This is a genomic window from Streptosporangium sp. NPDC005286 (assembly GCF_040607515.1).
In the GTDB taxonomy this organism is placed as follows: Bacteria; Actinomycetota; Actinomycetes; order Streptosporangiales; family Streptosporangiaceae; genus Streptosporangium.
This window is the reverse complement of the sequence record NZ_JBEXGU010000047.1, coordinates 13,310-34,894: the sequence shown is the minus strand read 5'-3', so window position 1 is coordinate 34,894 and position 21,585 is coordinate 13,310. Positions and strand designations below refer to the sequence as shown.

The 21,585-nt window shown below is 65.8% G+C and carries 22 protein-coding genes and 2 pseudogenes; 12 read left to right on the top strand and 12 right to left on the bottom strand.

Annotated elements, in window-relative coordinates; translation table 11 throughout:
- Window positions 1-663 precede the first annotated feature (663 nt).
- A complete protein-coding gene (locus ABZU75_RS19285; RefSeq protein ID WP_355555720.1) occupies window positions 664-1,020 on the top strand; it encodes a hypothetical protein in 357 nt (118 codons plus the stop codon).
- Window positions 1,021-1,062: 42 nt separating this feature from the next.
- Here the strand turns inward: ABZU75_RS19285 and ABZU75_RS19280 are convergent, their stop codons facing one another.
- Window positions 1,063-1,665, bottom strand: a complete 603-nt coding sequence (locus tag ABZU75_RS19280; protein WP_355555718.1) for a hypothetical protein — start codon at window positions 1,663-1,665, stop codon at window positions 1,063-1,065.
- 226 nt (window positions 1,666-1,891) lie between these two features.
- Between ABZU75_RS19280 and ABZU75_RS19275 the strand changes: the two genes are divergently transcribed.
- Both ABZU75_RS19275 and ABZU75_RS19270 read left to right on the top strand, forming a co-directional pair.
- On the top strand, window positions 1,892-3,484 hold the full coding sequence (locus tag ABZU75_RS19275) for a hypothetical protein (protein WP_355555716.1): 1,593 nt from the start codon (window positions 1,892-1,894) through the stop codon (window positions 3,482-3,484).
- Window positions 3,485-3,529: 45 nt separating this feature from the next.
- The gene (locus ABZU75_RS19270; protein ID WP_355555714.1) at window positions 3,530-4,294 is read left to right on the top strand and encodes an abortive infection system antitoxin AbiGi family protein; all 765 of its coding nucleotides are present in this window, start codon (window positions 3,530-3,532) and stop codon (window positions 4,292-4,294) included.
- 152 nt (window positions 4,295-4,446) lie between these two features.
- Here ABZU75_RS19270 and ABZU75_RS19265 read toward each other — a convergent pair whose 3' ends face one another.
- Complete coding sequence (locus ABZU75_RS19265) at window positions 4,447-4,923, bottom strand: hypothetical protein (RefSeq protein WP_355555712.1); 477 nt, start codon at window positions 4,921-4,923, stop codon at window positions 4,447-4,449.
- A gap of 19 nt (window positions 4,924-4,942) precedes the next feature.
- On the opposite strand from ABZU75_RS19265, the gene ABZU75_RS19260 reads away from it, so the two are divergent.
- From ABZU75_RS19260 to ABZU75_RS19250, 3 genes are all read left to right on the top strand, one after another.
- Entirely contained in the window at window positions 4,943-5,329 is a 387-nt protein-coding gene (locus tag ABZU75_RS19260) for an abortive infection family protein (protein ID WP_355555710.1), read from the top strand.
- An 809-nt stretch (window positions 5,330-6,138) separates the two neighbouring features.
- Window positions 6,139-6,627, top strand: coding sequence for a hypothetical protein (locus ABZU75_RS19255; RefSeq protein ID WP_355555708.1), 489 nt, complete (start codon window positions 6,139-6,141; stop codon window positions 6,625-6,627).
- A complete protein-coding gene (locus tag ABZU75_RS19250) occupies window positions 6,627-9,419 on the top strand; it encodes a tetratricopeptide repeat protein (RefSeq protein WP_355555706.1) in 2,793 nt (930 codons plus the stop codon). The genes ABZU75_RS19255 and ABZU75_RS19250 overlap by 1 nt, the downstream gene beginning before the upstream one ends.
- Before the next feature lie 61 nt (window positions 9,420-9,480).
- Here ABZU75_RS19250 and ABZU75_RS19245 read toward each other — a convergent pair whose 3' ends face one another.
- Window positions 9,481-9,753 carry a hypothetical protein gene (locus ABZU75_RS19245; RefSeq protein ID WP_355555704.1) on the bottom strand — a complete coding sequence of 91 codons (273 nt, stop codon included), beginning with the start codon at window positions 9,751-9,753 and terminating at the stop codon, window positions 9,481-9,483.
- Window positions 9,754-9,758: 5 nt separating this feature from the next.
- The gene (locus ABZU75_RS19240) at window positions 9,759-10,016 is read right to left on the bottom strand and encodes a hypothetical protein (protein ID WP_355555773.1); all 258 of its coding nucleotides are present in this window, start codon (window positions 10,014-10,016) and stop codon (window positions 9,759-9,761) included.
- Between the two features lie 173 nt (window positions 10,017-10,189).
- Between ABZU75_RS19240 and ABZU75_RS19235 the strand changes: the two genes are divergently transcribed.
- Window positions 10,190-10,576, top strand: a complete 387-nt coding sequence (locus tag ABZU75_RS19235) for a hypothetical protein (RefSeq protein ID WP_355555702.1) — start codon at window positions 10,190-10,192, stop codon at window positions 10,574-10,576.
- 378 nt (window positions 10,577-10,954) lie between these two features.
- Window positions 10,955-11,239 (top strand): hypothetical protein, encoded by a 285-nt coding sequence (locus ABZU75_RS19230; protein ID WP_355555700.1) that lies wholly within the window; start codon window positions 10,955-10,957, stop codon window positions 11,237-11,239.
- A gap of 81 nt (window positions 11,240-11,320) precedes the next feature.
- Here the strand turns inward: ABZU75_RS19230 and ABZU75_RS19225 are convergent.
- The 5 genes and pseudogenes from ABZU75_RS19225 to ABZU75_RS19205 all read right to left on the bottom strand — a co-directional run bounded on the left by ABZU75_RS19225 (window position 11,321) and on the right by ABZU75_RS19205 (window position 17,375).
- Window positions 11,321-12,362 (bottom strand): annotated as a pseudogene (locus tag ABZU75_RS19225) (LLM class F420-dependent oxidoreductase).
- A gap of 19 nt (window positions 12,363-12,381) precedes the next feature.
- Window positions 12,382-13,785, bottom strand: coding sequence for an MFS transporter (locus ABZU75_RS19220; protein WP_355555698.1), 1,404 nt, complete (start codon window positions 13,783-13,785; stop codon window positions 12,382-12,384).
- A 262-nt stretch (window positions 13,786-14,047) separates the two neighbouring features.
- A complete protein-coding gene (locus tag ABZU75_RS19215) occupies window positions 14,048-14,932 on the bottom strand; it encodes an SDR family oxidoreductase (protein WP_355555771.1) in 885 nt (294 codons plus the stop codon).
- A gap of 606 nt (window positions 14,933-15,538) precedes the next feature.
- Entirely contained in the window at window positions 15,539-16,525 is a 987-nt protein-coding gene (locus ABZU75_RS19210) for an integrase core domain-containing protein (RefSeq protein ID WP_355555769.1), read from the bottom strand.
- A 286-nt stretch (window positions 16,526-16,811) separates the two neighbouring features.
- Window positions 16,812-17,375, bottom strand: coding sequence for a helix-turn-helix domain-containing protein (locus ABZU75_RS19205; RefSeq protein ID WP_355555696.1), 564 nt, complete (start codon window positions 17,373-17,375; stop codon window positions 16,812-16,814).
- A gap of 93 nt (window positions 17,376-17,468) precedes the next feature.
- Here ABZU75_RS19205 and ABZU75_RS19200 point away from each other — a divergent pair, with 93 nt between their 5' ends.
- Complete coding sequence (locus ABZU75_RS19200; protein ID WP_355555694.1) at window positions 17,469-18,413, top strand: SDR family NAD(P)-dependent oxidoreductase; 945 nt, start codon at window positions 17,469-17,471, stop codon at window positions 18,411-18,413.
- A gap of 146 nt (window positions 18,414-18,559) precedes the next feature.
- Window positions 18,560-18,826, top strand: a pseudogene (locus ABZU75_RS19195) (LysE family transporter); the annotation flags it as partial.
- 7 nt (window positions 18,827-18,833) lie between these two features.
- On the opposite strand, the gene ABZU75_RS19190 reads toward ABZU75_RS19195, so the two are convergent.
- Window positions 18,834-19,466, bottom strand: coding sequence for a 3-keto-5-aminohexanoate cleavage protein (locus ABZU75_RS19190; RefSeq protein ID WP_355555692.1), 633 nt, complete (start codon window positions 19,464-19,466; stop codon window positions 18,834-18,836).
- On the opposite strand from ABZU75_RS19190, the gene ABZU75_RS19185 reads away from it, so the two are divergent.
- Window positions 19,440-20,285 (top strand): hypothetical protein, encoded by an 846-nt coding sequence (locus ABZU75_RS19185; protein WP_355555690.1) that lies wholly within the window; start codon window positions 19,440-19,442, stop codon window positions 20,283-20,285. The genes ABZU75_RS19190 and ABZU75_RS19185 overlap by 27 nt on opposite strands.
- A complete protein-coding gene (locus ABZU75_RS19180) occupies window positions 20,285-20,608 on the top strand; it encodes a DeoR family transcriptional regulator (protein ID WP_355555688.1) in 324 nt (107 codons plus the stop codon). The genes ABZU75_RS19185 and ABZU75_RS19180 overlap by 1 nt, the downstream gene beginning before the upstream one ends.
- 124 nt (window positions 20,609-20,732) lie before the next feature.
- On the opposite strand, the gene ABZU75_RS19175 is transcribed toward ABZU75_RS19180, so the two are convergent.
- Both ABZU75_RS19175 and ABZU75_RS19170 read right to left on the bottom strand, forming a co-directional pair.
- Window positions 20,733-21,143, bottom strand: coding sequence for a hypothetical protein (locus ABZU75_RS19175; RefSeq protein WP_355555686.1), 411 nt, complete (start codon window positions 21,141-21,143; stop codon window positions 20,733-20,735).
- Window positions 21,095-21,508, bottom strand: a complete 414-nt coding sequence (locus tag ABZU75_RS19170; RefSeq protein WP_355555684.1) for a hypothetical protein — start codon at window positions 21,506-21,508, stop codon at window positions 21,095-21,097. The genes ABZU75_RS19175 and ABZU75_RS19170 overlap by 49 nt, the downstream gene beginning before the upstream one ends.
- Window positions 21,509-21,585 lie beyond the last annotated feature (77 nt).

The window sequence follows — 21,585 nt, the reverse complement described above, 5'->3', positions numbered from 1 at the left end:
AGGCACACCAAGGGTTGAAGTTGTGATGACTTATCCCTGGAACTACTAAATGCCTAAGCGCCATGAAGTGAACGTTTCAAACTGTCGTCACATCATCGGACTCATGCCACCCTTACGATCGCCATGCGATGGCTGATCTCAGCTCATGGCCGGGGGCGATCGACGGTCCGGGGCTTCGTGCCTCAGCCCCGGCCCACCGAGCGCCGGGGTTGCACTTCGGGTTGCAATACAGGGGCGTTCAGAGCCGTTCAAGGTGGACCACTCATGCCCTCTGGCCTGCATTGAACCGTCCGGAACGGCCCGAGAGCGATCTTTTAATCCGTAGGTTCAGGGTTCGAATCCCTGGCGCCCCACCACTTATGACCCGATTTGACCAGGGGGTTTGTCCCGGTTTGAGGCCTCGGCGGCGAGGCGAGATCGGCCGTGGTTGCTCGGCGGTTGCTCATTGGTGCGTCCACGTGCCGGGCGAAGATCGCTAAGCGGGCCGACGTCGCGTCGGATCCATTTGACGGCCACAGAACATCCCCTGAAAGCGGGCCCACGAGTCCCACTTCTCCTAGATCAGGTCGAGCCAGGGTCAAGCCTCGGTCAACACGCAGAGGCCCGGGGGAACGTCGTTCAGGATGACAGCCGTTTTGACGGCCTCTCCTGGAACGGATCGTTGTGCTTGTTCGTGCGTTCATCCTCTCGGCTGTCCTCGCCGCGACGGTCGCCGCGTCCGCAGCGCCCGCTGATCCCGGCCCAGGGTGGAGCCACTCAACCGCAGCTGGGAGCATTCGCGTCTCCGAGGATCGTCGGCGCATCCTGGTGTGCGACAACAAGGCCGACAACCTGTACGTCGAGGCCGAGTACGCCACTCCGATCCTCGGCATCCACACCGTGGCCGACGCCAACGGAGCGGAGTGGGGCTGCAGCGAGGAAGGTACCTTCTTGAGCCATATCGACGTGATCAAGTTGTGCACCGGCATCAGAGGCGTCACACGGCGCTGCGAGCAGCCGGTCTGGATCACCAATCGGTAGGGGTTTCGCTCTATACCCCCGCCAGGGCTCACAAAGCTGGACCTACCAGATCGTCTCAGTTGGGTCGGTGTATTCCAGCGGTACGCGCCAGCGCCAATGCCCTTCTTTGTCCAGATGGGGGCGGTCGCACGGACAAGCCCAGACCTCTACGCCGTCTGCGTCCAGAGGTGCCCAGAACTCGAACTCGATTTCCTTCGTCTGTGGTCTGGTGCGTTCGTCGGGCCAGTGCTCTATGCAGAAGCGATGGACCTGGTTGGCTCTAATCAGGAGCGGAAGGCTGATCGGCGTATGCGTCGCGCCATTCCAGGCTCGGGCGAGGACGCGGTAGTCGCGGGGCACCACAAAGGTACCGAACAGAGCTTGGTGCGGATGGTCTCCTTGGACCACACCCTCGATCTCCGGTGGCGGTGATGGTCGCAGAGCACTGTGCTCCCGTTCTTGTTCGATCCGAGAAACCCGCGCGGCTTCCTCGGCAGCGGCGGTCGCGGCCGTGGCTGCGGTGTAGGCGGCATCAGCCGAGCGCACGGCTGCGGCGGCCGATGTCCTCCCGCTCTTCGCTGATGATCGGGTGTAGACCAGAGCCCAGGCCGACATGATCAACGCCCCAAGCACTCCAGCCAGGGTGATCCAATCGTTGATCTCCATAGCGGCACGGTAGCGAGGCGACTCCTACACTGCAGTCGAATGCCCGCTCGCGTTGGTTCAAGAGGCCGCCCGAACTGGGCTGTTAGCGAAGGAAGGGAAACGTGTTGGTGATGGCATCCAACGCTGCTTAGGATTTTCGCCCGGCGAGGGGCACGCCATCCGAGCAGGCCAACCACCTGTCCCAACAAAACCATCCAAAGTCGACGTTGATGCCCAGACAGGAGTGGTGACCTCAAACGTGGCGCATCCTCCACGCATCTCGCCCACGGCCATCGAAGGCCTCCTCGACCTGCGCGTCATCTTGGAAACCGCCCTGGTCTCGGCAAAGCTCCCCAGCAACGCCGATAAACACTTCGCGACCATCGCCTTGGATGGTGCATGCGAAAAGGTCACCGGTCTGGCGGCCAAGGAACTTGGCCTGAGCGTTGCCCTGGACCTAGAGAAAAACGTCAACAAGGTCGTCGAGCACCTGCGCAAACAGAGCTGGAATTTCCAGGGGGTGGGAAGCATCCTCGACCTTCACCGAGCGCGCAACAATGCGCAGCATCACGGAATTCGCGTAAATCCCACGCAGTTGACTTCCTGGTGCACCGTTGCAGAGCGTTTCGTGCGATCCGTAGTAAATGAAGTCTTCGGCGCCAATCTGTTTACCATCTGGCGAGCAAACGCCATCGCCAACATCGACATCTCGAATACGTTCCAGCTAGCGGAACAGTCGTTCAATAATGGCGACTATCAGTCTGCCGTCGCCCATGCGTCATCAGCCCTTGACGTAGCCGTTGAAGAGTGGCGGGTCCAGAGACGAAACATCGGGCAGGGGCCGGTTCACGTACCGACTCAGCAGTCACCCAATCCACAGTGGCAAGCGGTTAATGCGCGCTTCGATTCCCTGGACGAACTACTACTGACTCCCTTCAGTGCGGACGCCGGAGAAGCGCTGTGGGTTCAGTGGATAACCGGCGAGAAGGACGTCCCCTATACACACGCCGAATGTGAGAGAGTTCTGGATTTCACATTTTGGTGGATCGTGCGCTGGGAAAGCTTTTCGGCGACGCTCACAGTGGACCGCGAGCAACAGTGGCTCATCTCCCGGAGGTCCATCCGCAGCGACCCCTCGCATCCTGCAAATATTGCCTCCGCCGAAATTGAACATGTCTGGCAGGGAAGATGGGGGGCAGAGTTCATTTTGAGCAACCTGCCACCAGAGGAATCTTTCGACGGTTGGCGTGCGCACGTCTACCAACTACTTCGGGAGATAGCCCACACGGCAGCGAATTACTGGCAGATCACCGAATATGGATCCATCAAGTTTGAATGGGATCCAAAAGAGTGTGATGCGGACACCCTGGTACGCCTCGTTAACAACGCCCTCAAGGAGGCAGAAACTTCGATTCAGCATGCCGAGGCTGCACAGAAAAAAGCGGAATCAGAACGAGTTCGAGCCGAGACGAACCTACGCGACGCGATTCGCGGCGTAGTCCCGTCATGGGTGGAAGACGTCAGTCTGGGAACTCGCTATGCGACAGGAATTGGGCTGTCTTGCGAGCTCAAACTTAACATAGACCACCATGCGAGTAGCCGGCTGAGGGATCTACTCCGCACGCATTCAGATGTCAATGAATGCTTCTGGTCCCTAGAAGGTAATCTTGTCATCTTTCCAGCCCCGCCCCCGGCGCGGTTGATCGAGATGATTCATGATTCACGCGAGGAAGTAGAGTCAATTCTCGCCACAAGCTCAAAAACGAGAAATTCCTACAACGAGGATCGCCAGCAAATGATCGACCAATTGCAGCAGGCCGTGAGCAAGACCAAGGCCTAACGCTGGCCCTACTGCCGCACGTTAAGCTACACCCTCTGGAGAGCCGTGAACTACCCCCCGCCGCGCCAGCCTGTCGACGTCGAAAGTCTTCTCCATCGCCGGAGTGACCTCTCCACCTTCCTCGTCCACCTCACGCGAAATTCAGCCGAGGCCGATGCCCGTGAGGCGCTTTTCACCATCCTGACTAACCAGCGGGTGCGTGCTGTGAATGCTTTCGGCATGGCGGCCGAACTAGTCAAAGGCACGCGCTTCGAAGACAGCCAACGAGCTGTCTGCTTCACGGAAACACCGCTAGAACACGCATGGATGATGTGCCAGCCGATCGCAGATCGAAGCGTTCAGCTATCCAATTATGGAGTCGTATTCGCCAAGGACTGGGCACGACGCCGAGGTGCGAATCCCATCTGGTACATCGACATCACCCCCGGGCACGCTTGGTTGACGCATCCCATTAATCGCCTAGTTGAGCAAGCTATGGCCGCCCTCACTCAACCAGTCACCCAGCCTAACGGCGGGGTTCCGGACGTACTTCAGCTCACACCCTTCATTGAACAGATGGGAACTGGGATCCGGTCAAACGATGGGGTGATCTATCGCAAGGAATTCTCCTGGGAGCGCGAGTGGCGTCATCGAGGTGATCTCGACTTCGCACGTGGCGACGTAATCATGATCTTTGCCCCAGAATCCGATCACACATCGTTCTCCCAAGAATTGAGCGCCAGAGGATACGACTCAGAGAGGATCCCGCCAATTCTCGACCCGAACTGGAGTCTCGAGCGAATGATCATCACGCTGGCGCAGTCTGCATAAACCGCGTCGTGGTCCTTCGCGTGGGCGGGCATCGCTCGACCGGCAACCGTCGACTCAGGAAGAATCTGTTCTCGCACTGACCTAGATGTTCATAGGTTGATGGGTGACCATATCGCGGTCGCCCGTCGACCAATTCCCGGATTAGCAGGTGATCAGCAGTGGGTGATCTGGTGGGCCGCACCACACGCGGCCTCTTCCGGGATCTCATGACGGGTTCTGCCGTCGGCGCGATTCACGCCGCCTTCCAAGACGAACTCTTCGCCCCGAACGCCGACTGCATCTACGAGGATTCCAGCGTTCGCCGCACCCTCACCCAGCAGTACCTGGAGGGCGTTAACTGGTCCGACCAGACCCACGTTGATCGGGTACTGCGCGTTTTCGAGCGGCTGGCCGGCCCCCACGGCTCGTACGCCGAAGACTTCTACAACGCGCTGCGCCGTGACGGCTACCAGGTCGACCCGACAACCGGCCACGTCACTTCCGCCGGTCCGACATTCGCCCTGGGCTCCCTGGCCAACGTCGCCGACGCATCTGCGATCAGGCAACACCTGAACCGCATCCAGCGGGCGATCATCGACGACCCAGCGCTGGCCATTGGCAGCGCGAAAGAACTCATCGAAAGAACTCATCGAAAGCACTGCGAAAGTCGTGCTGATCGAGCGCGGACTGAGCCCAAGCGACAAGGCCGACCTTCCTCAACTGGTGCGAGACTCGCAAGCAGCCATCGGGCTCCACCCGTCGTCGGTGCCGACCGGCCCAGATGGGAGCGATGCCGTGAAGCGCATCCTCGGAGGCATCACCAGCATCGCCCTCGGCCTGGGCGAGCTCCGCAACCGTGGCTACGGAACCGGCCATGGCCCGGCCAGCGCCCCCGTAGGGCTTGGTCCGCGCCACGCCCATCTCGCAGTCAACGCGGCACTGACGTGGTGCCACGTCATGCTCGACACCCTCGACGACCCCAACGCCCCCTGGCGGAGCGGCAAGGGTAGCGGTGGCCAACCGAATCCCCGGCCATCCATAGGCTCCAAGCCTTAAGGCGGGACATGGGCCCTGGAAGGGCTGGATTCCGCCTGGTTCACCAACGGGTAGCCGGCCGAGCCATCCTGGGATAGGAGCGCAGGGCCGGTCTCAAGTCGAAGCGGGCCCCCAGCCCCTGACCCGTTCTGTTATTCACGGCGGCGAGGCTGGTCGAACAACCAGTCGATCACGACATCGTTCTCGAAGGTCTGTGCCCAGGCAGGCGTTAGCGTGGGCCACGAGGACCTCCGGGGCGGTGATGACGGCAATCTCCACTGCATCCCGTAGGTCTTCCATTTGATCAAGCATCAGCAACGGCGAGACACCAACCTGATGGCCGAGTACACCTGGCCGATCAACCCGATTCGTGGTTCTGGGCGGCCTCCCCGCACATCCGCACAGGGCGGCGAGATACCAGCCGCCCTGCGTGAGTCCGGGTCTACCCAAACCAGTCGGCCTGACGGCCAGGGAGCGGCATGGGTTGAGGCACGGAAGGCTGGTTTCGGCTCCCCTGCTCTCCCGCTTGATGCGCTGGAGGGAGATCCAGACTGCGCCGCTGGTGCCCGCCACGCCGCTCGTCACGCCGCCTGCCAGTGTGTCCACCATGCTCTGATCTCCTTGGCTGGTGTACGCGTCCCGCCCTTGCCGTCTCCCCTTTCATCTCTGCGGTCCACGCGTTATTGCTGGTGGAGATGGGTGCCGTGGTTGTGGCATTCGCCAAGGCCTGGCGTTCGGGAGATGCCGATCTGATGAGCATTCCTCCCGGCGTGGCTACCGGAGATGACCCGGCGCCGTGTCCTTTCTGGAGGTCGGCTTAAGGTCTCGGCGTGGTAGAGGTGAACGGTTGCGGGATTGAGATCGGGCTGTGGGCGGTTCCAGTGAACGAGGCGCGGGTTTGTGGCGATGATGGCGCCATGGCGCGAATGGGTTCCGGTGCGTTCCGGGTGTTGTTGCCAGCGGGTGCGGCGGTATTGCCGGTCGCGGTCGGTGTGGCGGTCAACCAGATCCTGAACGACGGCCAGTGGGCGTGGTGGTGGATCCTGGTCGCGGTGGCGTTCTCAGCCGTCCTGACGTGGGTGACACACCTGCTCACCCGCTCCGCCCCGGCCGCCACCTCTGCCGCCTCGGCTACCTCGGCCGCCGGCGAGAGTGAGGATCAAGGCCAGGGCCCGGGTGAGCGATCGGTGGTCATCAGCGGGGATAACAGCGGGATCGTCTCCACCGGGGACAACGCGCGGAACGTGCGGATGAGCGCGGAGGCGTCCGGGTCGGGACGGGTGTATCAGGCCGGCGGCAACCAGACCATCAACGAGTGATGAGCGCGTCGGCGTCGGCAGGGAACAACGAGGCGGGCCAGGGTCCCGGCGAGTCGATCCGGATGGAGGCTAAGGCCTCCGGGGGCGGCCGGGTGTATCAGGCCGGTCGTGATCAGTTCATCTTCAACCTGCCCCCGCTGCCTGCCGCGCCGATCAGGCAGATCGTCGAGGGTGACGTCCCGCAACGGCCGCGCGCCTTCCAAGAACGCGCCGACCTGCTGGCACGGTTGCATGAGCGGGTGGACGGGCACGGCGCGGCAGTGATCGACGCGGTCACCGGCACCCCGGGGGTGGGAAAGAGCCTGCTGGCCGCCTCTTACGCCTGGGCCTGCCAGCGGGCCGGGTGGCCGGTCATCGCCTGGATCACCGCCGAGAGCGAGGATCACATCGTCACTGGCCTGGCAGCTCTGGCCCGCCGGCTGGAGGTCGCCGTCCCCGAGGAGGACGCCTTCGCTTCCGCGGTCAGGGCACGGGATTGGCTGGCGGCCGCCGATCATCCGGTCTTGCTGGTGTTCGACAACGCCACGGCGGTGGAGCAGGTGCGGCGCTGGTGTCCGGCCACCGGTGCCGCCCACGTCCTGATCACCACTCGCAACCGCGCTTTCCACAGCTTGTATGACGAGATCGGCGTTGGCGTCTTCACCCCCGATCAAGCGGTGTCCTTCCTGCACCAGCGCACCCGCCTCACCGGCCCGGGCGCCGAAGAGGTGGCCGACGAGCTGGGGTGTCTTCCGCTGGCGGTCGGGCAGGCCGGCGCCTACATCGACCGGCGGCGCATGGACTATCCCGCCTACGTGCGGCTGCTGCGCGGCTATCCCCTAGACCGGTACCTGCCGTCGCAGGCTCATGATGAGTACCCGCACGGGACCGCGGCGGCGATCCTGTTGTCCGTCGACCAGGTCGAACAGGCCGTCCCCGCCGCGCGGGACATGCTGGAACTGCTGGCGGTGCTGTCGGAGGCCGGTATCCCGCGGACGGTCCTGTATGGCACCACCGAACCCGACCCCGCCGCCACCGAGGGCATCGACCAGTTGCTGGCCGATCTGGCCGACACCTCGCTGATCAGCTTCAGCGAGGACGGCGCCACGGTACTCATGCACCGTCTGACCAGCCGGGTGCTGCGCGAACGCGCCCAGCATCACGCCGGCGTCTCCGGCGGGGAGGCCGGGAGTCACCTGGCGAAGGTGCTGGGGGGCGCCGTGGATCTGCTGCACCGCTTCAACAGCCATATCCCTGATGGTGCCGCGACCTGGGTGGCGCGTGCCGCTGTCGACATGCTGGTCGAGCAGACCTCCGCCCTGTACGCCGTAACGTGCGGCTTGGGTGACCCTTCGGAGGAGCTGCTCTCTTTACGCGCTTGGTGCGGGACCTATCTTGAGAACCTCGCCGATCCGGGACGCGCGATCCCGCTGCACGAGCAGACCCTCGCCGACCGGGAGAGGTTGCTGGGCGGTGACCATCTTCACACTCTGGCCTCCCGTGACAACCTCGCCAACGTCTGCCGGGCCGCGGGAGATCTGACGCGCGCCGTATCGCTGCATGAGCGGAATCTGGACGCCTTTCAGCGGGTGCTGGGCGGCGACCACCCCAACACACTGGGCTGTCGTAACAACCTCGCCTACGCGTATCAGGCTGCGGGGGATCTGGGCAGGGCGATCCAGCTGTTCGAACAGAACCTGGCCGATCGGCAGCGGGTGTTACGCGCTGGCCATCCCGACATCCTGACCTCTCGCAACAACCTCGCCCTCGCCTACGCCGACGCCGGAGACCTGGATCGGGCGATCCCGCTGTATGAGCGGGCCTTGGCCAATCAGGAGCGGGTGCTGGGCGGCGACCACCCTGACACGTTGACCTCCCGCAGCAACCTCGCCCTCGCCTACGCCGACGCGGGAGACCTGGATCAGGCGATCACATTGTTCGAGCAGGCCCTCCCTATCTATCAACGGACGCTGGGCGAGGACCACCCAGACACCTTGAACTGCCGAAACAACCTCGCCCTCACGTACCACGCGGCCGGGGACCTGGACCGGGTCATCCCGCTGCTGGAGCGGACACTGGCCGATCGAGAACGAGTGCTGGGCGACGACCACCCCGACACCCTGCAATCGCGCGGCAACCTGGCCGGCGCCTACCGGGATATGGAGAAGGACTTTGGCCGGGCCATCCCGCTGATGGAGCGGACACTGGCCGATCGAGAACGAGTGCTGGGCGACGATCACCCCCACACCTCGTCCTCCCGGGTCAACCTCGCCACCGCCTATCGTGCGGCGGGGGACGTGGGCAGGGCCATCCCGCTGATGGAGCAAGCCTTGGCCGCTGAGGGTCGGATGCTGGACGAAGACCACCCCGACCTTCTGACTACCCGTAACAACCTCGCTTACATGTATCTGGAGGTGGGGGATCCGGCCCGGGCCATCCCGCTGTATGAGCAGGTTCTGGCCGACTTCGAGCGGACACTGGGCGTCGACCATCCCCAGGCCTTGACCTGCCGCAACAACCTCGCCGGCGCCTACCAGACGGCTGGAGATCCGGCCCGGGCCATCCCGCTGTTCGACCAGGCCCGGACGGGTCGCGAGCGGGTGCTGGGCAGCGACCATCCCTCTACCCTGAACACCTGTAACAACCTGGCCAACGCCTACCGGGCCGCCGGGGATATGGGCCGGGCCCTCGCGCTGTATGAGGAGACTCTCGCCGTGTGTGAACGTGTCCTGGGAGTCGACCACCCGCTGGCCAAGATCGTGTGGGACAACGCGTTGGCCACCCGTGAACAGGCCAATGCCGACCCTCCTTAGCGATGGGAGGGTCGGCAGCATCCTGTGATTCATTTGCCGTCTCTCATGGGTGGCCGCCTGCCTAACAGGCAGCATGCAATGGCATCTCCGGAACGGAAATGGTTACGAAGTACAAATCATCGAGCAGCTCGGGTTCCGGTGGGCCGGCTGGGTCGGTCCGGTCCGTCTCACGTACGGGAAGATCGCGGAACACGCGGAATTCGCGAAGTGGTTCCACGAGGAAAGCGTCCGTCTGAGCGTGCAGCTCGGCAACCTGTTGATCGCCGGGCAACGCAAGGATGACGCCTGGAGGATACTCCATTTCGGCTGTGCGCCTGCCGAAAACTACATCCATGCAGTTCAAGCTGCAGGTGAGTACTCGTGGAGGACGCCTCCAAGTCGGTCGCGTCGACGTATGTTCAGGTCAACGATTCGCTCTGGATCGATGATCGGATCCGGGACGGCACGCAGTGGAGCCGCTTGGGCCAGGGCTTGATGGGCTCGGTGCTGGTTGTAAAACTGTTCGTACTCGCGCAGGGCGTGACGCAGGCGACGTTCGTTCCACAGCAGGCATCGGTCGAGAAGCTCGCGGCGGCACGACTGCACCCACCTCTCCATGATCGAGTTCATCCGCGGCATCCGGATCCCGGTGAGGACGATCTCGACTCCGGCCTCGGCGAGAATCTCGTCCATGAGTACCGGGAACTTCCCATCCATCCCGATCTCGGATCAGATAGCGCGCCCGGCAGCCCGCATCGTCCAGGTCCATCACGAGATTCCTCATCGCCTGCATGACCCAGCTCGCGGTCGGGTGCGCGGTGGTGCCCAGCACGCGCACGCGCCTGGTGGCGTGCTCGATGACCGCCAGGATGTACTGGCGCTGGCCATTGAGGGTGACGGTCTCGATGAAGTCGCAGGCCAGGAGCGCGTCTGCTTGCGAGCGCAGGAAGTCGGCCCACGTGCTGGACGCACGCTCGGGAGCCGGATCAACACCCTCCTGCTTGAGGATCTCCCAGACCGTGGACGGAGCCACCTTGATACCGAGCGTGACCAGCTCGCCGTGCACCCGCCGATATCCCCAAGCCGGATTCTCCCGAACCAGGCGCAGGATGAGAGCGCGGATGGAGCGGATCGTGGGCGGGCGCCCAGGTCGCCTCGACCGGCAGGTCCGGGCGTGACGCCGTTTCATCAGATCGCGGTGCCAGCGCAGAACGGTATCCGGGCGGGCGAGGAGCCGTAGCCGACACAGGACCTCGCGGGGCAGCGATGTCAGAAGGGCGGCGAGAAAGGCTCGGTCCTCGGGGGCGAATCTCACCCTGGTGTCGGAGCCGAGTTGCCGTTCCAGGACGGTGATCTGGTGGCGCAGGGCGAGAATCTCCGCGTCCTTGTCCCGATCGCCCATCGGCAACAACCGCAGCGCGGCGAAGGCGTTCGTGACCGCAAGGTAGGCCAGGCGAAGGAGCACGGCGGCTCATCATGCCGCACTCGGCCCCTCCATGGTGGCCGAAGGTCGCGCCACGCCACGCGAAGCCCTGTAGGGCTAATGAACTGGACGGATGGCATTATCGGCAGGCGCACAGGCGCTGGAGCGTCACCAGCGCGAGAGCATGAGGATCGGCCGCTCGATCGTGGTGAGCGGCATCGACAGCGGAGAACTGCCCCAGGGGACGTCCCCGGCGCTCGTCCTGGACGCGGTCGCGGGGATCCTCACCAACCACGTCCTGTCGACACCGGTCAGCCAGATGCCCGCCCTGATGGAGCGCAGAGACAAGTACGTCGAGGAGACCGTCGACTTCGTGCTGTCCGCCGTCGGCTACCGGCCCGCAGATCAGAACGCCTGACCGCTTCACTCGTTCACCCGCTGACCGTGCGGTGCGGCGGCACGCGTGGGGGCGGGCCACCGCACCGCACGGATGAGGAGGTCAGGAGGCGAGTTCCCGGACCCGCTCGATCAGCCGCACCCGTTCCTCATGGGTACGGCCCAGCGGGTTCACGCTGACAGTGGTGACGCCGGAGGCCTTCATCGCGGCCAGACGGTCGCGGACAAAGCCCTCGGAGCCGATCAGCGACATGTTCTCCAGCAGCTCGCGCGGCACAAGGGCGGCGGCCTCGTCCTTCTTGCCGGACAGGTACAGCTCCTGGATCTGCTCGGCCTCCTTTTCATAGCCGTAGCGCCGGGTCAGGTCGTTGTAGTAGTTCCTGCTCTTGGCGCCCATGCCGCCGATGTAGAGGGCGGTCATCGGGCGGCCGAGATCCAGCGCGTCCGCCACGTCGTCGCCGATGGCGAGGCTCGCCTGGGCGGCGACGTCCAGCTCGCCGAGCGCCGGGTCGCGCTTGGCCGAGCCGGCGGTGAGCGCTCCGCCCCACACGTCGGCGGCTTTCTCCGGCATGTAGAAGACCGGCAACCAGCCCTCGGCGACCTCGGTGGTGAGCTCGACGTTCTTGGGACCGATGGCGGCGATCAGGATCGGGATGCGCTCGCGGACGGGGTGGTTGATCAGCTTGAGCGGTTTGCCGAGGCCGGTGCCCTGCCCTTCGGGGAGCGGGAGGGTGTAGTGCCTGCCGTCGTGGATCACGGGCTCCCGCTTCCACACCTTGCGGCAGATCTCGACAACCTCACGGGTACGGGCCCAGGGGGGCGGTGTACGGCACGCCGTGGAAGCCCTCGATGACCTGCGGGCCGGAGGTGCCGAGGCCGAGGGTGAAGTGGCCGTCGGAGACGTGGTCCAGGCCGGCCGCGGTCATCGCGAGCAGGGCAGGCGTGCGGGAGTAGATCGGCAGGACGCCCGAGGCTATCCGCACCCGTGTGGTCATCGCCGCGATGTAGCCCATCTGGCTGACCGCGTCGAAGCCGTACGGCTCGCCCACGAACACGCTGTCGAGGCCGGCTTTCTCGTAGTCGGCCAACTCGGCCACGGTGTCCTTGAAGCCACCCGTGTAGTTCAAGCTCATGCCGATCCGCATCGCGGTTTCCTCCTTCGACTCACGCGGCCTGCGCGGCCGCGCGTGCGAGGCGGGCCGCCTCCACCTTCGCGGCGTCGCGTTCCGGATTCACCAGCAGCGCGAACAGCGCTCCCCCCACGATGGCGATGCCGCCCATCAGCATGAACACGCTGGTGTAGCCCTGGGCGAGCGTGCCCGCCGACCGGGCGTCGTCGAGGATGAATCCTGTGATCCACGGCCCGGCGGCGGCGAGGAAATGGTTGGCGGCGAGGCCGATCAACAAGACGCTCGTCCGCTGTGCGACCGGGGTTATCTGCGCGAGAGCCGGATTCGCCACGGCGTAGATGCTTATGGCCAGCCCGTAGCCCATCATCAGCAGGGCGATCGGGAGCACCACTCCGGAGGCGAGGGGCAACACGACGAGGAAGACGCCGCCGAGTGCGAGCAGCACCCCGCCCCACAGCCCTCGGGCCTTGCGGGTGGGTGTGCCCCGCCTGATCATCCGGTCGCCCAACCCGCCGTTCAGGTACAGGAACAGCATCGCGGCGATGCTCGGCACGCCGAACAGCGATCCCGCCGTCACCGCGGAGAATCCCAGCCCTACCTGGAAGTAGGACGGGAGCCAGGTGAGGACGACGACCCCGAGCATCTGCGCCGCGGTGGACGCGGCCACGTACCCGATGAAGGTGCCGGTCGCCAGGATGGACCGTACCGGCGCACGCGATCCCGCTCCCTGCTCGGTCGTTCCCTGCTCGGTCGTTCCCTGCTCGCCCGGTCCCTGTGTTGTCGCCGTTTCGGTCTCGGCCTTGCCGTACGGCCCCACTCGGCCGATGAACAGCCAGGCCAGCCCCCAGACGAAGCCCAGGATCGCCACTGCGAGGAAGCCCGCCTGCCAACTGTAGGCGGCGATGATGAAGGCCAGTGGCGGAGCGAAGATCAGTTTGCCGAACGAGGCTCCCGTGGTCAGCACCGCCGCGGGCAGTCCGCGCCGGTCGTTCGGCCACCACGAGTAGGCGACCGCGTGCGATATCGGCAGGGCAGGGGCATCCATCGCGCCGAGCATGAGCCGCGTCGCCAGGAGCAGCCCGCCTGACGCGACGAAGAAGATGGGTAGCTGGAACAGCGACCACACCACGACGAGGGTGAAGAGCGTGCCTTTGAGGGGCAGCCGATCGGCCACAAAGGCGAACAGCAGCGCCGCGACCGGGCCGAGCAGCCCTCCGGCGCTGGCGATGGCGCCGAATTCGGCGGCGGTCAGCCCGAGGTCCGCCATCGCCGGCTGCGCGACGAGCCCGAGAATCGCCTTGTCCAGATATGAGATCAGAGTGCATCCGAGCAGCATGAAAGTTACGGTCCAGGCCATGACCGGACGGTGCTTCGTCGCGCTCGCTTTGGTGTCCGTCGTGTCCGGTTCGCGCTGCGGCTGAATACGCTCGCTCACCATGATGGCTCCTTCTAAAGAAGATGTCGCAAACCACGCGTGCGGCTCGAAGGCCAACAGCGCGTGTGTGAAATGGGGGGAGAATGCGGCCAGGCGTCGGCCTCTGATGGCGATGCGGCCTGGAACGCCGGATTCGAGTGGGGGGGTGTGCTCGCTCAGCAACGATGAGCAGGTGCCGGCTCTATCGGGCCCTGTCCACAATGGTGCTCATGCGCGACAACTTGTGATTTCCCGGATCGTCGATCGCGGTCTCGGGAGAGAAGGGTCAGGAGTTGAGCTGGGGGGCGAAGACGCTTGGGGGAAGTCCGTCGGCGACCGGGCGGAAGCTGCGTTCCACGAGGTCGGCGAACTGGTCGAACTGCCACGGGCCGGTGCTGGTGATCTGGCGGATGATCTCGGGGTTGTTGTAGAGGCCGACCTCGTAGCCGATGGCGGCGACGGTGCGGCCGCTGAGCCAGCCAGAGCGTTCGCCGGCCAGATACAACGCGATGGGCGCGATGTTGTCCGGGACCATCGGGCTTTCGGCCGGCTCCTCGGCGGCCGGGTCGTTGAGGCGCCTGTCGTCGGGGATGGTGGCGGTCAGGCGGGTGGCCGCGCCGGGGGCGATGGCGTTGGCGGTGACGCCGTAGCGGGCCATGGCCTGGGCCAGGGAGTAGGTCAGGCCCACGATGCCCATTTTGGCCGCGGCGTAGTTGGGCTGGCCGGGCGAGCCGTCCAAGCCGGAGAGGGAGGTGAAATTGATGATCCGGTAGTTGCCGGCGGGGTTGCGCTGCTGGCGCCAGTAGGCCGTGGCGGGGCGGATGGTGCTGTAGTGGCCTCTGAGGTGGACGCGGATGACGGTGTCCCAGTCCTCCTCCGTCAGGTTGAAGATCATGCGGTCGCGGAGGATGCCGGCCACGTTGACCAGCACGTCGAGCTTGCCGTACCGGTCGAGGGCGGTGTCGACCAGTCGCTGGCCGGTGGCGGTGTCGGCGACGTCGCCGTCGTCGGCCACGGCCCGGCCGCCGGAGGCGTTGATCTCCTCGGCGATCTCGTGCACCGGCCCCTTGTCACCGCCTTTGCCGTCGGGGGTGGATCCCAGGTCATTGATGACCAGGGACGCGCCCTCCCGCGCGATCGCGGCGCCGATGCCGCGGCCACCGCCGGTGATGATGGCGACCCTGCCGTTCAGAACGCGTCGGAACTGAGGTCTTCGTCGGTTGTGACGGGGTGCTCGCGCGTGTAGGGACGTATGCCGTCAGGCGTGGTGTTGGTCACTGTCGTGCTCCGGTCGATGGATGTGGCAACGGAGCGCGCCCCACTCCGTCATGATGACCTAGAAGCGAAATGTATACATCATGCTTCTGTAACTTAGGATATACAGCGTGGCCACCATGTCAAGATCCCCTGCGAGATTGGCGACTGCTGCTGCACTAGGTGGCCATCCTTGGTGATTATCCCAGGTGAGAGGCATTTCGAGAGCTATACAGGAACCCGGGCGGGGCCCGCTGCGTTCCTCTCGGAGCATCGTGCGTTCACGGCAATCCGAAATCCTCAGGTATACATAGCGAGCAAGGCTCATCGAATACGGCGGGTGACCAGCCATGCGTAGATGGCCTGCCCCAGGCCAACGAGGAGTATGGCGATCGCACCCTGAAGGGTGTCAATATTCAGCCGATGCTGTTGACCTGCGGTTCCGCTGCTGATGCGGGTCGGTGTTCAAGCTGTGGGGCTCAATAATTGGATTCGATGCTTGACCTGCCGGTTCGCGACGGTGTCAGCTGGCGACCTGGTACTCGTTGATAAGGCCTCCGAGGATCGCTCTGCGATGGACTCGGTGGTTGGCCAAGTCGGTGGGGTTTGGCGGTCCTGTTTCGGCTTGTGATGGGGGCAGTTGTCCGATGCTGCGGTGAGGTCGGGCCGTGTTGTGGTGCTGTAGGTAGCGGGTGAGTGTCCGGCGTAGATGTTTCTGGTTGAGGATGAGCATGCGGTCGAGGACTTCGCGGCGTAGGGTGCCGATGATCCTTTCGCAGTGTGCGTTCGCTTTCGGGGCCTGCGGTGGGCTTGTGAGGACCCGGAGGCCGGCGTCGGCGAACGCCGCGTCGAAGGAACCGGTGACCTGGCCCGCACGATCACGGATCAGGAACTTCAGCTTCGTGGAGTCGATGTCGGAGTCCATAAGGAAGTTGCGGGCGGCTTGGGCGGCCCATTGGCCTGTGGGGTTTGGGGTGACGCCGAGCAGATGAGTACGGCGGCTGCCGTGTTCGAGCATGACCAGGGCGTGGAGGCGTTTGAGGGTGACGGTGTCCACGTGCAGGAAGTCGACCGCGACGATGTGCTCGGCCTGGGCGGTCAAGAACTGCTTCCACGTCGGGCCGTCGCGGCGCGGGGCGGGATCGATCCCGGCCCGGTTCAGGACGTTCCAGACGGTAGAAGCGGCGATCTTATGGCCGAGGCGGGTCAGCTCACCATGAATGCGCCGGTGACCCCATCCCGGGTTGTCCGCGGCCATGCGCAGGATGAGGACCTTGACCGCAGCCGCGGTGGGCGGGCGGCCGGGACGGCGATGTCTGCTGTAGTCCCACTTCCTCGTCACGAGTTTGCGGTGCCAGGCCAACAGGGTGGCCGGCGTGATCGGGAAGATCTTCTCCCATTGGCGGCGGGGTATCAGGTGCGAGAGCGCCGCGAACCACAGGCGGTCGGCTGGTTCATACCGCACGCGTGGGACCTGACGGCGCAGGACCGCGTTCTGATGCCGAAGCACCAGCAACTCCGCCTCCTTGGATGCCTCGCTCCGTAACAGCAGTGCGGGCAAAGACAGCAGGCGCCGGGCAACGGCGTACACAAGATCACAGAGGATGATCCCAGACGACCCGAACCAGCCGCTCGGCAACTCTCAACCCGTCCACCCCACCGGATGGATGGCCCGCGCTGGAAGTAAATCGAGTTCTTGAGCCCTACAAGGTTATTGGGAGGCTGCGGCCGGTATCAGGCCGTGCGTGGACAGCCGGGTTCAGGTGACTGCGCTTCGTGGAGGGTTCACAAAACCATCAAGCAGGCCGGTAGCGCAGGCCGTCCATCAGTAGGTCGAGCATGCGGGCGGCCTGCTGTCGTTGGCGGGGCTCGCCGGCCGTGAGGGTGACGCCGCACACGGTGGCCAGGACGTCGGCGGGTTCGACGTCGCCGCGGAGCGCGCCGGACTCGGCGCCTGCGTTGAGCAGGACTGTCATGGAGTCGACGAGTTGGTCGCGGCTGTGTGCGAACGGGTTACCGCCGGAGGCGATCACCGCGTGGAGCGCGTCCGCCATGCCGCGTTTTGTCGTTATGTAATCGACGAAGCGGTCCATCCAGGCGCGGGTCGCCTCGGCCGGGGGAAGTTCGCCGACGAGTTCGTCGGCGGCCTCGCGGAGGCGGGAGAGCTCGTTGCGGTAGGCGGCTTCGATGAGCGACTCGCGGGTGGGGAAATGGCGATAAAGCGTGCCGATGCCGACACCGGCCTCTTTGGCGATCGCGTCGAGCGTGACGTCCGGGCCGTCCTGCGAGAACGCGCGCACGGCGACTTCCAGTAACCGGTCGCGGTTGCGTTGCGCGTCGGCGCGCAGCGGGCGGGACACGGTGACCTCCTTGGTTGCTAATCGGAGGACCCTCCGTTTACATTGAAGGCGTAGCGGAGGCTTCTCCGTTTGATCGTACCGGACGGGAGAATCATGACCACACGTATCACCACGCCGTTCTCGGCCGCCTCGACCGCGGCCGAGGTGGTGGACGGCCTCGATCTCAGCGGGCGGCGGGCCATTGTCACCGGCGGCGCGTCCGGCATCGGCATCGAGACGGCCAGGGCGCTGGCTTCCGCCGGCGCCGAGGTGACCTTGGCGGTCCGCCAGCTCGACGCGGGCGAGCGCACCGCTGAGGACATCATTGAGACCACTGGCAACAAGCAGGTCCTGGTCGCGCGGCTTGACCTCACGGACCAGGCGTCGGTCGCGGCGTTCGCCGAGGGGTGGGACGGGCCGCTCCACATCCTGGTCAACAACGCCGGCGTGATGGCCACGCCCGAAATGCGTACGCCGGAGGGCTGGGAGATGCAGTTCGCCACCAACCACCTCGGCCATTTCGCGCTCGCCACCGGGCTGCGTCACGCGCTCGCGGCGGCCGGGGGCGCGCGGGTCGCGTCCGTCAGCTCCTCGGTACACCTGCGGTCGCCGGTCGTGTTCGACGACATCCACTTCCGCGAGCGGGCGTACGAGCCTTGGTCGGCGTACGCGCAGTCGAAAACCGCCAATGTGCTGTTCGCGGTCGAGGCGAGCCGCCGGTGGGCGGACGACGGCATCACCGTCAACGCGTTGATGCCCGGCGTAATCCATACCAACCTGCTGCGCCATATCAGCGAGGAGGAGCAGGAGCGGCTGCGCGCGGCGGTGGCGGTCGGCGACGCGGGTCTGCCGGTGAAGACGGTTGAGCAAGGGGCGGCCACATCGGTGCTGGTGGCCACCTCGCCGCTGCTCGCCGGGGTCGGCGGGCGGTATTTCGAGGACTGCAACGAGGCGGAGCCGAACCAGCCGGGAAACAGCCGCCAGGGCATCGCGGCGTACGCGCTGGACCCGGAGGCCGCGGAGCGGCTGTGGCAGGTGTCACTCGACACGCTGGCCTAGGCGTGCTCCCGGCCCACTGCGGAGGGTGCTGTGGGTGCCGGCCCTGATGCTCACCGCCCACGCCGGCGGGTCGTTCGCCGCGAAGGCTCAGTTCGACGCGCGGTCGGCGTTAAACGCGTGGAACGGGCAATAAGCGCACAGCCAAGATGAGCCTCGTGGAACTCATCTCTTCTCTCCCTGCCTTCGTCCTTGCCGTAGTGCTGATCTCCGCGTCGCCGGGCCCGGCGATGGCGCTGATCCTGCGCCGCGCCGCACTGCGCGGCTTCTCCGGTGCGGTGCCCACGGTGCTGGGCCTGGAAGCGGGCCTGTACTTATGGGCGTTGCTCGCTGCCGCCGGGCTCGCTTCCCTGGTCGCCGCCTCAGAGGTGGCCTTCCTGGTCCTGCGCGTGGTGGGCGCGGCATTGCTGCTGTACCTCGGGATCAAGGCCTGGCGCTCGGCCTGGCGCAGCCGGGGCGCTGACCCAGCCGCCGGGGCGATGGAGGAGGTCGCCGAACCGGAGCCCGGTTCCTCGCTGTCCTGGTGGAAGGCGTCAGGAAGACGCGGGCGGTCTGCGGGTCCATCGGCGGGCGCTGGGCCAGGGTCGCGGCCGCCCTGGTGACGAGTTCGGCGTTGTCCCGGACCGGCCGGCCCTTGGCGTAGGTGAGGGTGTCCTCCATGCCGACCCGCAGGTGCCCGCCCGCCGACAACGCCGCCAGCAGCACAGGCACGGACGTGCGCCCGATTCCGGTGGCCGACCAGGTGGCGCCTTCCGGGAGCGCCTGCACGGCCGCGGCCACTGTGCGCAGGTCGCCGTCGAATCCGCCTGGTACGCCCATGACCAGATCGCAGTGAATCCGGCCGCCGTGCGGCAGCCCGTACGCCGACAGCAGGCGTTGCAGGGTGGAGATGTGGCCCAGGTCGAAGAGTTCGAATTCGGGGACGATGCCCTTCTCCTGGGTGGCCTGGTAGAGGTCGGTCATGAAGCCCCAGGGGTTCATGAAGACGTCGTCGCCGAAGTTCACTGTGCCGCAGGTGAGGGAGCACGCATGGCGACGCTGTGCTGGGCCGTGCACGCGGGCACGCCGCTGCGCCGCGTCGCCGCGCTGTGCCACTCGGTCCGCGACACCCACGCGCTGCTGGCCGACCTCGTCGGCCGCGAACTGGAGGAGATCACCTTCCGCACGGCCGGGGTGAACCACCAGGCGTTCGTGCTGCGCTGCGAAAGCGAAGGCCGCTCGCTGTACGCCGATCTCGACCTGCTGATGGAGGAGGACCAGGAGCTGCGCGGCCACGTCCGCAGCGAGATCTACCGCCGCTTCGGCTACTTCCCGACCGAGTCGAGCGAGCACGCCGCCGAGTACGTGCCGTGGTTCCTCCCGCACGACAAGGAGGTCGAACGGCTCAGCCTGCCGATCGACGAGTCCCTGCGGCGCCGGGCCAGGAAACTCGACGCGTACGAGCGGCTCCGGGGCTCGCTGGCCGCCGGCGAGCCGGTCCTGGCCAAATGGAAACACTTCGAGATGGCGTCCGAGGTGATCCACTCGATGCTCACCGGCACCCCGCGCGAGGTGTACCTCACGCTGCCCAACGCCGGTCTGATCGACAACCTCCCCGAGCAGGCGTGCGTGGAGGTGCCGGCCGGGGCGTTGCCCGTGCAGCTGGCCGCGCTGAACCGTACCTTCCTCAATGTGGTGGAGCTGACCGTGACCGCGGCCCTGGAGGAACGACGATCGGCGGTGTACCAGGCGGCCATGCTCGACCCCAACACGTCGGCCACGCTGCCGCTGGCGGCCATAGAGGAACTGTGCGACGAACTCGTCGACGCGCACGAGGCGGCCCTGCCGCCGGGAATCGTGCGCGGCAGGCCCATCGCGTCCGGCAGGGCGGGCTGATGGGAGAGGCGACCGCGACACCGGACATCGCCGCCGACGTCCGGCGCGAACGGATCGTCTCCATGGTCCTGGAGCACGAGTTCGTCCGCGTCACCGATCTGGCCGAGATATTCGGGGTCACCAGCGTCACGATCCGCACCGATCTGGAGCTCCTCGACAAGCAGGGGATCATCCGGCGCGTCCGGGGTGGCGCGATCCCCGTCAAGCCGTCCCGTACGGTCGAGCCGTCCTTCGAGGTCTCCCTCGGCAGCGCGGCGGTGGAGAAGACCCGCCTGGCCCGGCACGCGGCGGGGCTGGTGGCCAACGGGGCCCCCGCACACTGACTTCCGCACCGCTCGCGCTTCAGCAAGCCTCAGTCCGCCCCACTCAGAGGGCGTTGCGCGAGTTGATGTCCCGTTCGTCGTTTGGGCTGGGTAGGGCAGGCTGGTCAGAAGCGTCGCGGTCGAACTACGGACGGGGCTGAGCGAACAATCCGGGTTCGGTCTCGACGAGGATGCCCCGGCTGACCAGGCGTTTGAGTTTGGCGCGGATCTTCTCGGTGTTCTTCGGGACGATGGGCAGGTCCAGTACCTGGCACAGATCCCGTGCCCGTAGAGGGCGGCCGAGGTCGGCGAAGATGTCCAGGATCTGCCGGTAGGCGGGGTGGTCGGGGAGTACGGGAGCCGGCGGGGCGTTGTCGGCCTCGGGTTCGTCAGCGAGGGAGAGCAGGGTCTTGCGGGTGATCCGCAGGTGCTCGGCCGCTTCTTCGAGTTCGTGCAGCCGCGCGGCCAGGGCGTCGATCTCGGTCCAGGTCTGCTCGATCTGGCAGGTCAGGGCCAGAGTCGGCGGGCGTCGTCCATTCTTTGCAGCGGAGCCCACAGGTCCTGCAGGGCCGGAGCGCCGCCCATGTCGCCGCGTCCCTTGGGGCCGTAGAACTCGCTCCCCCGCGCCTCGGGACCGGAGCCGATCTTGAGGTCTCGGCGTAGTCGCCGGGTGCCTGCGGCGGGGATCAGGATCCTCGCGAGGGCGGCCAGCAGGGCGATGCCGGCCACGGTCGCGAAGCCGAGCGCGTAGCCCCGCTCGTCGGGGTAGCCGGACGGTCGGGAGTGAGCGGTGACGATGGTCGTCATCACGGCGGCACCGATGGAGCCGCCGATCGTGCGGATGTTGGCGTTCATGCCACTCGCCACACCGGTCTGCTTCGGCGGCACCGCCGCCACCGCCAGATTGGACAGGAAGCCCAAGCCGCAACCGCTCGCTTCGAGAGCCTCGTTGCGACAGCCACCTCCCTTCTGTCGCCAGAGCTGAGCGACCGCACGTA